Origin of the sequence: Burkholderia sp. E168m23, from assembly GCF_016586125.1 — a bacterium.
GTDB classification, from domain to species: domain Bacteria; phylum Pseudomonadota; class Gammaproteobacteria; order Burkholderiales; family Burkholderiaceae; genus Burkholderia; species Burkholderia orbicola.
In genome coordinates this window covers 1-12,554 of sequence record NZ_BCPP01000083.1, presented here as the reverse complement: position 1 = coordinate 12,554, position 12,554 = coordinate 1, and the positions used below count along the sequence as shown (strand labels likewise).

13 protein-coding genes are annotated in these 12,554 nt (G+C 68.1%); 12 read left to right on the top strand and 1 reads right to left on the bottom strand.

The window, feature by feature from the left end:
- From JMF90_RS07100 to JMF90_RS07045, 12 genes are all read left to right on the top strand, one after another.
- Window positions 1-413, top strand: a 413-nt coding sequence (locus tag JMF90_RS07100; protein ID WP_201325005.1) for a hypothetical protein, incomplete at its 5' end; no start/stop codon positions are given.
- Entirely contained in the window at window positions 413-1,792 is a 1,380-nt protein-coding gene (locus tag JMF90_RS07095) for a tripartite tricarboxylate transporter permease (RefSeq protein WP_011694550.1), read from the top strand. The genes JMF90_RS07100 and JMF90_RS07095, both read left to right, overlap by 1 nt.
- A gap of 256 nt (window positions 1,793-2,048) precedes the next feature.
- Complete coding sequence (locus JMF90_RS07090) at window positions 2,049-3,092, top strand: alpha/beta fold hydrolase (RefSeq protein ID WP_011694551.1); 1,044 nt, start codon at window positions 2,049-2,051, stop codon at window positions 3,090-3,092.
- Window positions 3,092-3,634, top strand: a complete 543-nt coding sequence (locus JMF90_RS07085; protein ID WP_011694552.1) for a cytochrome P460 family protein — start codon at window positions 3,092-3,094, stop codon at window positions 3,632-3,634. Before JMF90_RS07090 ends, JMF90_RS07085 begins: the two co-directional genes overlap by 1 nt.
- 284 nt (window positions 3,635-3,918) lie before the next feature.
- The gene (locus JMF90_RS07080; RefSeq protein WP_011694553.1) at window positions 3,919-4,266 is read left to right on the top strand and encodes a DUF4148 domain-containing protein; all 348 of its coding nucleotides are present in this window, start codon (window positions 3,919-3,921) and stop codon (window positions 4,264-4,266) included.
- Window positions 4,267-4,350: 84 nt separating this feature from the next.
- A complete protein-coding gene (locus JMF90_RS07075; RefSeq protein ID WP_011694554.1) occupies window positions 4,351-5,142 on the top strand; it encodes an alpha/beta fold hydrolase in 792 nt (263 codons plus the stop codon).
- Between the two features lie 76 nt (window positions 5,143-5,218).
- Window positions 5,219-6,619, top strand: a complete 1,401-nt coding sequence (locus JMF90_RS07070) for an amidase family protein (protein ID WP_011694555.1) — start codon at window positions 5,219-5,221, stop codon at window positions 6,617-6,619.
- Window positions 6,620-6,976: 357 nt separating this feature from the next.
- Window positions 6,977-7,447 carry a rhodanese-like domain-containing protein gene (locus JMF90_RS07065; protein WP_011694556.1) on the top strand — a complete coding sequence of 157 codons (471 nt, stop codon included), beginning with the start codon at window positions 6,977-6,979 and terminating at the stop codon, window positions 7,445-7,447.
- Between the two features lie 28 nt (window positions 7,448-7,475).
- Window positions 7,476-8,414: a serine O-acetyltransferase EpsC gene (epsC, locus tag JMF90_RS07060; protein WP_011694557.1), complete on the top strand. Its 939-nt coding sequence runs from the start codon at window positions 7,476-7,478 to the stop codon at window positions 8,412-8,414.
- 8 nt (window positions 8,415-8,422) lie between these two features.
- A complete protein-coding gene (locus JMF90_RS07055) occupies window positions 8,423-8,644 on the top strand; it encodes a helix-turn-helix domain-containing protein (RefSeq protein WP_006484517.1) in 222 nt (73 codons plus the stop codon).
- A gap of 137 nt (window positions 8,645-8,781) precedes the next feature.
- Entirely contained in the window at window positions 8,782-9,714 is a 933-nt protein-coding gene (locus JMF90_RS07050; protein WP_006479760.1) for a family 2A encapsulin nanocompartment shell protein, read from the top strand.
- Window positions 9,689-11,698, top strand: coding sequence for a family 2A encapsulin nanocompartment cargo protein cysteine desulfurase (locus JMF90_RS07045; protein ID WP_041489633.1), 2,010 nt, complete (start codon window positions 9,689-9,691; stop codon window positions 11,696-11,698). Before JMF90_RS07050 ends, JMF90_RS07045 begins: the two co-directional genes overlap by 26 nt.
- A 79-nt stretch (window positions 11,699-11,777) precedes the next feature.
- Here the strand turns inward: JMF90_RS07045 and JMF90_RS07040 are convergent.
- Window positions 11,778-12,554, bottom strand: a 777-nt coding sequence (locus JMF90_RS07040; RefSeq protein WP_201325004.1) for an acetylglutamate kinase, incomplete at its 5' end; no start/stop codon positions are given.

Below are 12,554 nucleotides of genomic sequence, written 5' to 3'. Positions count from 1 at the left end.
CCGCGCAATCCGTCGCCGTAATAACTTCGTATAGCATACATTATACGAAGTTATACGACGGCATCGCGATCAGCCTCGGCGCGTTCGAGATCGGCCGCATCGCGCTCGCATCGTTCGTGCACGACGCGGCGATCGCACGCGCTTACGCGATGCTGATCGGCCTCGGCGGCTGCCTGCTGGCTGGCACGATCTGCGCGGTGCTGTTCAAGCCGAAGCGCACGGTGATCGAACATGCGGCGGGCAGCGCCGAGCGCGACGACGCCTTGCGGCAACTCGCCGAAGCATCGGGCGGACTCGGCGCGACGAGCGACCTGTCGGCCAGCGCGCGCGCCGAGATGGAGGAACTCGGGCTGCTCGACCTGTTCGCGTCGTACGACGCGTCGACCGGGCGCGCACGCGCGGGAGGCCGCTGATGGATGCACTGCTGCAGGCGTTGCCGGCCGCGTTCGCGATGGGGCTGCTCGGCGCGATCGTGTTCTCCGGCATCGGGCTGATCTCCGGCACCGACGAAACGACGACGATCGCGCCGCTCACGTTGCTCGTCGCGCTGCTCGGCGTGCCACCGGCCGGCGTGTTCACGTTTTTTCTCGCGGGCGCGGTGGCCAAGCACATCACGCATGCGATCCCGACCGCGCTGCTCGGCATTCCCGGCGACACGATGGCCGCGCCGCTGCTGCAACAGGCGACGCTGCTGCGCGCGCTCGGCGTGCCGCACATCGCGCTGCGCAAGATGATCTCCGGCGCGATCGTCGCCGCGTTCGTCGCGCTGCCCCTCGCGGTGCTGTTCGCGTCGTTGCTCGCGCCGTTCGGCGCGGCGATCGCGAAGGCCGCGCCGTGGGTGTTCCTCGCGGCGGCCGTCGGCATCGCATACTGCTCGGCGGGGCGTTGGGCGTCGGTGCTGCTGCTGGTGCCGTTCGTGATGCTGGTGGTCGGGCTGCAGGCGCTCACGGGTCATTACGGCGTGAAGCTGAGCGTCAGCTACTTCCTCGGGATCGCGATCGGCCCGCTGGTGGCCGACCTGTTCTCGATCCTGTCGCCGGCCGAGCGGCGGCGCATGCGCCGCGACGGGCCGTCGACGTTCGTGCTCGCGCCCGACGTGAAAAGCTGGCGCGGCTATTTCCCCAATCCGCTGAAGGTGCTCGACCGCGAGCAGGTCGCGTGGACGGTCGGCACGGCCGCCGTGTCGAGCGCGACGTTCGTGTTCAGCCCGGTCGCGATGACGGTGCTGATGGGCGAGATCGTCGGCGCGCGCGTGCGTCATGCGTATCAGCGCCTGACGACCGTGATCGCCGCCCGTAACGGCGTGACCGAGGCCACCTATATCGCCGAGGCACTGATTCCGCTGATCGCGTTCGGGCTGCCGCTGAGCCCGGTGGCGGCCGGCCCGGCCGCGCCGCTGTTCAATGCGCCGCCGCGCTTCACGGTCGACGCGGCGAGCGGGCAGATCCACAACCTCCATACGCTGATGAGCTGGCCCGAGTTCCTCGGCTACGGGCTGCTGTCGATCGTGCTGGCCGCGCTGATCGCGTATCCGCTCGCGATGCACCACGCGCACCGCGCGGCATCGTTCGTCGCGCGCAAGCTGAGCCACGAAGCGATCATCGCGACCTTCGCGGGGCTGATCGTCGTGATCGGCGTGTGGGAAGGGCAACTGCTCGGGCTCGCCGTGATCGTGACGATCGGCCTGTTCGGCGGGATGCTGTCGCGCCTGTTCGCGTTCAACACCGGCGTGCAGTTCATGGGCTATTACGTCGCGGTGCTCAGCGTGCCCGCGATCGCCAGGCTGTTCTGACTCGCCGGCGCACGGGGCCGCGAGTGCCGCGCGACCGTGCCGAAGCGTCGTTTTCCCGCGATTTTTGAATCGCAGTGTGTCGTGTTCGCACACGGATACGTTGAGATACAAAGCGTCCGGACGGTTCGGATATAAAACCGGTGAAGCGATTCACACGGCGGCGCGGTGCCATGCGCTGCCGCTGCGAATGGCGAGAACCGATTGCCCGCACGTGCCGCGGGCCCTTTCCTTAGCGATCGACAATGGAGAACGAGTCATGCCTGATACCGTGAACACCCGCCGCCGCCTGATCCTGGGCTCGACGCTGGCGAGCCTGAGCCTCGCCGACCTCGGCTTCAGCGCACTCGCGCAGGCGCAGTCGGCGCCCGATGCATCCGCGGCGAAGCGCCCGGCCGGCGTCGCGTCGCTGGGCACGATCCACCAGATCGACGCGGGCGTGCTCAACGTCGGGTATGCGGATCTCGGCCCGAAGAACGGCCCCGTCGTGTTCCTGCTGCATGGCTGGCCGTACGACATCTACAGCTACGCGGACGTCGCGCCGCTGCTCGTCGCGGCCGGCTATCGCGTGATCGTGCCGTATCTGCGCGGCTACGGCTCGACGACGTTCCGCTCGGCCGACACGGTACGCAACGGCCAGCAGGCGGTGACGGCCATCGACATCGTCGCGCTGATGGACGCGCTGAAGATCGACCGAGCGGTGTTCGGCGGCTACGACTGGGGCGCGCGCACGGCCGACGTCATCGCGGCGCTGTGGCCGCAGCGCGTGAAGGCGCTGGTGTCGGTGAGCGGCTACCTGATCGGCAGCCAGGCGGCGAACGCCAAGCCGTTGCCGCCGCAGGCCGAATTCCAGTGGTGGTATCAGTTCTATTTCACGACGGAGCGCGGCGAACTCGGCTACGCGCAGAACCGCGAGGCGTTCAACAAGCTGATCTGGCAACTCGCGTCGCCGAAGTGGCAGTTCTCCGACGAAACCTATGCGCGCTCGGCCGCATCGTTCCGGAATCCAGATCATGTGGCCGTCGTGATCCACAACTATCGCTGGCGTCTCGGGCTCGCGAAGGGCGAAGCGCAATACGACGACATCGAGCGGCGTCTCGCGGCGGCGCCTGCGATCACCGTGCCGACGATCACGATGGAAGGCGACGCGAACGGCGCGCCGCATCCGGAGCCGGCCGCGTACGCGAAGAAGTTCACCGGCAAGTATCAGCACCGGACCATCACCGGCGGCATCGGCCACAACCTGCCGCAGGAAGCGCCGCAGGCTTTCGCCGATGCGGTCCTGCAAGTGGAGCATCTGTGATGCGGGCCCGTGTAGGGCTGGGGCCGCACGGTGTGCGTCGTGCGCTCGTCGCGGGTGTGCTGCTGGCCGGCGCGTGGTCGGCGAGCGGTCCGGCCGCGTTCGCGGAACAGCCGAAACCGGCCGCGGCCGCGTCGCCGATCTACGGCGTGACGATTCCGCCCGGCTACCGGAAGTGGGAGATGGTCGCGCCGGCCGAAGAGGCCGCCCCGCTCGACGAGCTGCGCGTGGTGCTCGGCAACCCGGTCGCGATCCGCGCGCTCGAACAGGCGACGCTGCCGTTTCCGGACGGCACGATCCTCGTGAAGCTCGCGTACAAGCGCAAGCAGTCCGACGAGTTCGCGCCCGCGACGGTGCCCGGCCAGGCGACGACCGTGCAGGTGATGGTGAAGGATTCACGCCGTTACGCAGCGACGGGCGGCTGGGGATTCGGGCGCTTCGTCAACGGCGTGCCGGCCGACATCGGCCAGCATCAGACGTGCTTTGCGTGCCATCAGGCGCGGGTAAAGAACCACGACTACGTGTTCACGCGGCTCGCGCCGTGACGTGACACGGCGGTGTGAAGGCGAAGGAAAGGCGTGCCCCGCGAGGCACGCCTTTTTTCGTGGTGCGTAGCGCGAGGCGAAACGAATCCCCTCGTCAAACGGGTTTGTATCGCTCTGTATCTGCGGCCGGTCCTGAAAAACTGGCATGCAGAAAGCCCGGTTTCGGAAACATGCCGGATACGTGCGCGGGTTCTACTGTCGACATGCAGCAAACGTTCGGCGCCAGACGTTCGCACCGGATGCCTAAGTGATCGACCACCCAACTTCGTTCAAGGAGAAATCTCATGAAAGCCGCTCGAATCCTCGCCGTTGCCGTTCTCGCCGTCGCACCCGCACTGTCGTTCGCCGATACCGGCCACGGCCTCACGCGTGCCGAAGTGCGCGCCGACCTCATCCGTCTCGAGAAGGCCGGCTACAACCCGGCCGGCAGCGAAGCGCATTACCCGGACGACATCGCCGCCGCAGAGCATGCCGTCGCGGCTGCCGAGCAGGTCGCGCGTTCCGACCAGAACGGCCCGTCGAAGTCGCAAGACGACAACGTGGCCGATGCGTCGACGCCGGCCGGCCATCGCGATGCCGCGCAGCCGCGTGCCGCACGCAACGCCGCCGACGACCTGTACGCGCATTCGTGATCTCGTGTCGCGCCTGCCGCATGCAGGCGCGGCCGCTCAGACAGCACTTCACTTCAATGACACGATAAAGAAAGGAGCATGACGATGGCCGGTTTGATGAAACGCGCTCTGGTATCCGCCGCGATGATCGGCGGACTGTTCGGCGCGGTCGCGGCGCAGGCCGCGCCGAAGGAAGACCTGAAGGGCACCAACGTCGTGCTCGTGCATGGCGCGTTCGCCGACGGGTCGAGCTGGAACCGCGTGATTCCGCTGCTCGAGGCGCGTGGCCTGCACGTGGTGTCGGTGCAGAATCCGCTGAGCTCGCTCGCCGACGATGCGGCCGCGACGAAGCGCACGATCGACGAACAGAAGGGGCCGGTCGTGCTGGTCGGCCATTCGTGGGCCGGCGTCGTGATCAGCGATGCGGGCAACGACGACAAGGTGAAGTCGCTCGTATACGTCGCGGCGTTCGCGCCCGACAACGGCCAGTCGATCGCGGACGTCACGCAGGGGTTGCCGGCGCCGTCATGGGCGGGTGAGCTGCGCAAGGACGCGGGCGGTTTCGCGCGGCTGTCGGACAAGGCGATCGCGCAGGATTTCGCGCCGGATCTGCCGCCCGCGCAGCAGCGTCTCGTTGCCGCGACCCAAGGGCCGTGGTATGGCGGGTGCATCTCGGAGAAGATCACGCAGGCCGCGTGGCATGCGAAGCCGTCGACGTTCGTGGTCGCGACGCAGGACCGGATGATCGATCCGGCGCTGCAGGAAGCGATGGCGAAGCGGATCGGCGCGACGGTCACGCGCGTGAATTCCAGCCACGTCGCGATGCTGAGCCAGCCGAAGGCCGTGGCCGACGCGATCATTGCCGCCGCCGAGCGCGCGAAGCAGGATACGCAGTGAGCGAATGCGGCGCCGCGCTGTCGTGAGGCGGTGCGGCGCCGCGCGTGATCGTGATGTCTTTTCACCAGGAGAAGTCATGACCGAACTCTGGCAACTGTCGGCAACCGAGCTCGCGAAACGCGTGCGGCAGCGCGACGTATCGGCGCGCGAAGTGGCGGACGCGGTGCTCGATCGTCTCGATGCCGTGAATCCGGCGATCAACGCGGTGGTCGAACATCGTCCCGACGACGTGCGGCGGCAGGCCGACGAAGTCGATCGTGCGATCGCGCGCGGCGACGATCCGGGGCCGCTCGCGGGCGTCCCCGTCACCGTGAAGATCAACGTCGATCAGGCCGGCTTTGCGACGACCAACGGCACCCGCCTGCAGCGCGACCTGATCGCGCGTGCCGACAGCCCGGTGGTCGCGAACATCCGGAAGGCTGGCGGGGTGTTGCTCGGCCGCACCAATTCCCCGACGTTCGCACTGCGCTGGTTCACGTCGAATCGCGTGCATGGTCACACGCGCAATCCGCGCAATCCGTCGCTGACGCCGGGCGGATCGAGCGGCGGCGCGGCGGCGGCGGTGGCGGCCGGGATCGGCCCGCTCGCGGTCGGCACCGACATCGGCGGCTCGGTGCGCTACCCGGCCTATGCGTGCGGCGTGCACGGGATCCGGCCGTCGCTCGGCCGCGTGCCGGCGTTCAATGCATCGTCGCCGGAGCGGGCGATCGGCGCGCAACTGATGTCGGCGGCCGGGCCGATCGCGCGCACGATCGACGATCTCTCGCTCGCGCTGCGGGCGTTCTCCGCGCCGGACCCGCGCGATCCGTGGCACGCCGCGGTGCCGTTCGACGGGCGCGAGGTGCCGAAGCGCGCGGCGCTGTGCGTGCGTCCGCGCGGCCTGGAGGTCGTGCCCGAAGTCGAGGCTGCGTTGCGCGATGCCGCGCGTCGGCTCGTCGATGCGGGCTGGACCGTCGACGAGATCGACGATACGCCGCCGATGCGCGAGGCTGCGCTGCTGCAGGAACAGCTGTGGCTCGGCGATGGTTTCGACGCGCTGGCGAATGCCGCGGAGCAAGACGGCGATCCGGGCGCGGCTGCGGTGATCGCCGCCGTGCGCAGCAAGGTGCGCGATCTGCCGGCGGATGTGATCAGCCGTGCGCTGGTTCGACGCACGACGTTGACGCGGCAATGGCGGCTGTTTCTAGATGAATATCCGGTGCTGTTGCTGCCCGTTTCATCGGAACTGCCGTTTCCCGACGATCTCGACCGGCAAGGGCCGGAAGGGTTCGATCGCGTGTGGGAAGCGCAGCTCACGTTGCGCGCGCTACCCGCGATGGGACTGCCGGGGCTGGCGGTCACGACGTCGCTCGTGAACGGCGTGCCGGTGGGCGTGCAGGTGGTCGCGACGCATCATCGCGAGGATCTGTGTTTGCTTGCGGGGCGCGATATCGAGGCGCGTGGGGTGCCGGTTGTGCCGGTCGACCCGGTGGTATGACATCCTGAAGAACCCATGCATCGGCGAGGCTCGGTGGCTTCGCCGGCGCATTTCGGATTCCATGACGACGCGCCGAATGCCGCGCTGATCGTTCTTCCCCTTCCTTTCAAACCCCTTCGATACACGCCATCGAACGGCCCTCGTCCTCCCTTTCCAACCCACCATCAACCGCGCACCAATAGCGCGCGTCTGCTATTGCATTCCCCGCGGCGCTGATTAGGAAATGAATTTTTATTGGTTCTGCTTCCCCGGCCGCACTCGCATAGTGGCGTTGACGGCTATAGACAGCACGCAAGCTGCAACAGCCGCATTCCCGGTGTCTTTGTTCATACGAATCTGAGAATACAAGGAAGTGTCATGACGGTTGAACTGGAAGAACGAACCGCTGCGCAGCAGGCGCTCGAAGACGCGCGCGCGGCGGCCCTGGCGGCTGGCAAGCCCTACGCGGGCGGCGTTGCGCCGGAAACCGCGTGGGCGTTGTTTTCGGCGGGCGACGCCGTGCTGGTGGACGTGCGCACGGCTGAGGAACGGAAATTCGTCGGCTACGTGCCGGAGTCGCTGCACGTGCCGTGGGCGACCGGCACGAGCCTGACGCGCAACCCGCGCTTCGTGCGCGAACTGGAAGCGAAGACCGGCAAGGACGCGGTCGTGTTGCTGTTGTGCCGCAGCGGCAACCGCTCGGCGCAGGCGGCCGAGGCCGCGGCGAAGGGCGGTTTCACGCAGGTTTTCAATGTGCTCGAAGGCTTCGAGGGCGACCTCGACGAGCGGCAGCATCGCGGCGGCCAAAACGGCTGGCGCTTCCGCGGCCTGCCTTGGGCGCAGGATTGATTCACGGCGGTTACGGGGAGAAAGCAGCATGGCCGCATTCGATATCGACGACATCGTTCAATCGCTGCAGACGGTGCGTCGCGCATGGCGCGAAAAGCAGCGGCGTTCGCTCGAACCCGGCGGGCGTGATTTGCCGGCGCGCGAAGCGCTCGCGCAGATCGTCGGCGCACTGAAAGGCGTGCTGTTCCCGATGCGGCTCGGGCCGCCCGACCTGCGGCAGGAAAGCGAGAACTTCCACGTGGCCCACGCGCTCGACGCGGCGCTGAATGCGTTGCTCACGCAGGTGACGCTCGAATTGCGCTACGCGGCGCGTCACCGCAATGCCGACGGGCCGGCAGACAACCTCGACGAAGTCGCGTCGAAGGCCGTGCAGGCGTTCGCCGCGCGCTTGCCGGAGATTCGCCGGCTGCTCGACAGCGACGTGCTGGCGGCATTCCACGGCGATCCGGCGGCCGGCAGCGTCGATGAGGTGCTGCTGTGCTATCCGGGCATCCTCGCGATGATTCATCACCGGCTCGCGCACGAACTGTACGGGCTCGGCCTGCCGCTGCTCGCGCGGATCATCGCCGAGCAGGCGCATGCGGAAACGGGCATCGACATTCATCCGGGCGCGCGCATCGGCGCGGGCTTCTTCATCGACCACGGCACGGGCGTCGTGATCGGCGAGACGGCGATCATCGGCGAGCGCGTGCGCGTGTATCAGGCCGTCACGCTCGGCGCGAAGCGCTTCCCGCGCGATGCGGCCGGCCATCTGGAGAAGGGGCTCGCGCGCCATCCGATCGTCGAGGACGACGTGGTGATCTATGCGGGCGCAACGATCCTCGGCCGCGTGACGATCGGGCGCGGCGCGGTGATCGGCGGCAACGTGTGGCTCACGCAGGACGTGCCGGCCGGCGAAAACGTCACGCAGGCCGTGCTGCGCAGCGAAGCGAACGCCGCGCCGCGCACGGCGGCGCGCGTCGCCTAGGAGGCGCGATGAGCGACCTCATCCATCACTTCGGCGCCACCGTGCGCAAGCTGCGCGAAGCGCGCACGTGGTCGCAGGAGCAACTGGCCGAGCATGCCGGGCTGAACCGCTCGTACGTCGGCGAGATCGAGCGCGGCGAGGCGATCGCGTCGATCGTCACGGCCGACAAGATCGCGCGCGCGTTCGACGTGTCGATCTCGACGCTGCTGCCGGGCGCGTACGTCACCTGAGGTCGCGCCGCATCGTTTCCCCTTTCGGGGGCATGACCTGACGGCTATAGCATGTTGAGCCGGTAGGGGCGTGCTTCCGATAATCACCCAGCGTCATAAGCAATCCCGTTTTTCATCTTAAGAACCCGGAGCCACACATGTCGACCGTTGCAAGCGGCACGGCTGCGCTGAGCGATCACGCCGCCCGCCAACTAGCGAACGCTACCAAGACCGTCCCCCAGCTTTCCACGATCACGCCGCGCTGGCTGACCCATCTGCTGCAATGGGTGCCGGTCGAGGCCGGCATCTATCGCCTGAACCAGGTGAAGAACCCGGAAGCCGTGCGCGCCGCGTGCACGCAGCTCGAGGACGAAAGCGTGCTGCCGCAGACGTTCGTGCCGTACGAGGAACAGCCGCGCGAGTACTTCCTGAACGCGGTGAGCACGGTGCTCGACGTGCATACGCGGATCTCCGATCTTTACAGCAGTCCTCATGACCAGATCAAGGAACAGCTGCGCCTGACGATCGAGACGATCAAGGAGCTGCAGGAAAGCCAGCTGATCAACAACCCCGACTACGGGCTGCTCGCGAACGTGACCGACGAACAGCGGATCTTCCCGCTGACGGGCGCGCCGACGCCGGACGATCTCGACGAGCTGCTGACGAAGGTGTGGAAGGAGCCGGCGTTTTTCCTCACGCACCCGCTCGCGATCGCCGCGTTCGGCCGCGAATGCACGCGGCGCGGCGTGCCGCCGCCGACGGTCAGCCTGTTCGGCTCGCAATTCCTCACGTGGCGCGGCATTCCGCTGATTCCGTCGGACAAGGTGCCGGTCGCGGACGGCAAGACCAAGATCCTGCTGCTGCGCGTCGGCGACAAGCGTCAGGGTGTCGTCGGCCTGTATCAGCCGGGCGTCGCGGGCGAGCAGGGGCCGGGCCTGTCGGTGCGCTTCATGGGGATCAACAACCAGGCGATCGCGTCGTACCTGATCTCGCTGTATTGCTCGCTCGCGGTCCATTCGCCGGATGCGCTGGCTGTCCTCGATGACGTCGAAATCGCCAAGTTCCATGACTATCCCGACACCTACCGTTAATCCCGGCTTGGCCGGCGGCGACGCGCACGCGTTGCCGCATGCGCCGCTGCCGGCCGGCTTGCCCGACCCGGCGACGCTCGCGCGGCTCGCGTCCGAGTTCTTCGCGACGCCGCCCGGGCAGGCCACCGCGCCCGGGTTGTCGGCGGGCAGCGGCGCGGTCGGCGGCGTGCCGTCGGCCTTGCCCGCGGCGGCGCCGATTCTCGCGTCGGTGAGCAACCCGGTGCCGGGCGGTTCGCCGCTCGCGGGCCCGGGCGGGGCGGGCACCGGCGTACCGGGGCTCGCGCTGCCGCAAGGCAAGGTACCGGGCGCGAACCTCGCGCCGTCCGCGCCGACGCACGTGCTGTCGCTCGGCAACCGCGCACCCGCGCTCGCGCCGCATGCGGCCGCGCAGAACGGGTTGCCCGACAACGTCGTATCGATCGCGCCCGCGCTGGAGCCGCGCGTCGGCGGCGCGGCGCTCGGCGTGCCGCAGGTGAATGCGCCGGCGCCGGAAGGCGCGGCGAAGGCGTCGCCGTACTACTTCACCGACGGTTCGCTGCAGGGCTGGCAGGGGACGCCGCAGGACATCGTCGTGCCGTCGAACGGCCTCGCGTCGCCGGAAGCGTTCGGGTTGCCGGGCGACGACGCGCTGCGCGCGCTGCTCGCCGTGCAGCGCGACGTGCGGGTGTCGCATGCATCGGGCGCATCGGGCGCCGACGTGCCGCGTTATTTCATCGACGACTCGCACGCAGCCGAGCCGCAAGGCCAGCTGTATCGCGGCGCTCATCCGCCGTTCGACGTGAACGCGATCCGCCGGGATTTCCCGATCCTGCAGGAGCGCGTGAACGGCAAGCAGCTCGTCTGGTTCGACAACGCGGCGACGACGCACAAGCCGCAGGCCGTGATCGACCGCCTCGCGTACTTCTATGCACACGAGAACTCGAACATCCACCGCGCGGCGCACGCACTGGCCGGCCGCGCGACGGATGCGTACGAGCATGCACGGGAAACGGTGCAGCGCTTCATCGGCGCATCGTCGCCCGACGAGATCGTGTTCGTGCGCGGCACGACCGAGGCGATCAACCTGATCGCGAAGACGTGGGGCGTGCAGAACGTCGGCGAAGGCGACGAGATCGTCGTGTCGCATCTCGAGCATCACGCGAACATCGTGCCGTGGCAGCAGCTTGCCGCGCTCAAGGGCGCGAAGCTGCGCGTGATTCCGGTCGACGATTCGGGGCAGGTACTGCTCGACGAATACCGGAAGCTGCTCAACGATCGCACGAAGATCGTGTCGGTCACGCAGGTGTCGAACGCGCTCGGCACGGTCGTGCCGGTGAAGGAGATCGTCGAGCTTGCGCATCGCGCGGGCGCGAAGGTGCTGGTCGACGGTGCGCAGTCGATCTCGCACATGCGTGTCGACGTGCAGGCGCTCGATGCGGATTTCTTCGTGTTCTCCGGGCACAAGATCTACGGGCCGACCGGGATCGGCGTGGTGTACGGCAAGCGCGCGATCCTCGACGACATGCCGCCGTGGCAGGGTGGCGGCAACATGATCGCGGACGTGACGTTCGAGCGCACGGTGTTCCAGCCGCCGCCGAACCGTTTCGAAGCCGGCACCGGCAACATCGCGGATGCGGTGGGGCTCGGCGCGGCGCTCGACTACGTGAACCGTGTCGGCATCGAGAACATCGCGCGCTACGAGCACGATCTGCTCGCGTATGCGACGAGCGTGCTCGCGCCGGTGCCGGGCGTGCGGCTCGTCGGTACCGCGCGCGACAAGGCGAGCGTGCTGTCGTTCGTGCTGAAGGGCTATGAAACCGAGGAAGTCGGGCAGGCGCTGAACGAAGAGGGCATCGCGGTGCGCTCGGGGCATCACTGCGCGCAGCCGATCTTGCGGCGGTTCGGGCTCGAAGCCACGGTGCGGCCGTCGCTCGCGTTCTACAACACGTGCGATGAAGTCGATGCGCTGGTGAGTGTCGTCAGGAGACTGGCGGCGCGGCGCTGACGTTGTCGTTGTGCTGATTTGATGTTGCCCGCTTGCGGCGGCCTTTGCGGGCCGCCGCAAGCGTTTTGACGTTACGCGCTCAGAAACGCACGACCGGCTTCTGCTCGACACTGAACCCGTCACGCAGCACGCACGCCGAATCGGCGAAGTAGCGGCGGATCTCCGACAGCAGATCGGTGTTGCCGCGTCGGCAGAACACGACCCCCGATCCCTCCTCCGTCAACAGCTCGTCGATCAGCGATTCGGGTTGCCCGATATCGGCGAGATGGACATTCTGCACGCCGTGTGCGAGCGCATCGAGCGCGTCCCGTACGCACGGCGCCGCGTCGGCGGCCGGATGCTCGGCGAGCCATTGCTCCAGCTCCGTGATGCCGTACAGCCCGGCGAGCTCGCCAAGTTCGTGCAGCAACCCTTTGTCGACCATCATCACCAACGAGACGGCGCACGTGCGTTGCGCGAGCAGGCTGCCGAGCCGTTCAGGGCGCAGCAGGCAGTCGCGACCCGCGTCGTCCGGTGCGACCGGCATCACGACGGGCACCAGTCCGTTGTCGAGCAACGCGTTCAACGCGGTGACGTCGAACCGCGCGACCATGCTCGTGTTCGCGCTGTCGGGTACGGCGCTGGCGACGAGCAGGCCGCCGTCGTGACCGTCGATGCCGATTGCCCGCGCGCCGTGGCTGCCGATCAGGCGCGCGAGTTCATGGTTGATGCCGGTCATGGCGGCGTGCACGGTGTGCATCGATTGCGTACCGGACGTGGACGGCGCGCTCTGGACGACGATCGGACGGATGCCGGTGAGCGCGAGCAGCGCGACATCCTGCGCGAAGGCCGAGCGCGTGTGGACGTCGCTGGCGGC

Bases quoted from the DNA above. Each gene is read 5' to 3' on its own strand.
- JMF90_RS07080 (WP_011694553.1), top strand. From the start codon at position 3,919: ATGAAAGCCGCTCGAATCCTCGCCGTTGCCGTTCTCGCCGTCGCACCC.
- JMF90_RS07055 (WP_006484517.1), top strand. From the start codon at position 8,423: ATGAGCGACCTCATCCATCACTTCGGCGCCACCGTGCGCAAGCTGCGC.
- JMF90_RS07050 (WP_006479760.1), top strand. From the start codon at position 8,782: ATGTCGACCGTTGCAAGCGGCACGGCTGCGCTGAGCGATCACGCCGCC.
- JMF90_RS07090 (WP_011694551.1), top strand. From the start codon at position 2,049: ATGCCTGATACCGTGAACACCCGCCGCCGCCTGATCCTGGGCTCGACG.
- JMF90_RS07045 (WP_041489633.1), top strand. From the start codon at position 9,689: ATGACTATCCCGACACCTACCGTTAATCCCGGCTTGGCCGGCGGCGAC.
- JMF90_RS07085 (WP_011694552.1), top strand. From the start codon at position 3,092: ATGCGGGCCCGTGTAGGGCTGGGGCCGCACGGTGTGCGTCGTGCGCTC.
- JMF90_RS07070 (WP_011694555.1), top strand. From the start codon at position 5,219: ATGACCGAACTCTGGCAACTGTCGGCAACCGAGCTCGCGAAACGCGTG.
- JMF90_RS07075 (WP_011694554.1), top strand. From the start codon at position 4,351: ATGGCCGGTTTGATGAAACGCGCTCTGGTATCCGCCGCGATGATCGGC.
- JMF90_RS07095 (WP_011694550.1), top strand. From the start codon at position 413: ATGGATGCACTGCTGCAGGCGTTGCCGGCCGCGTTCGCGATGGGGCTG.
- JMF90_RS07065 (WP_011694556.1), top strand. From the start codon at position 6,977: ATGACGGTTGAACTGGAAGAACGAACCGCTGCGCAGCAGGCGCTCGAA.
- epsC (WP_011694557.1), top strand. From the start codon at position 7,476: ATGGCCGCATTCGATATCGACGACATCGTTCAATCGCTGCAGACGGTG.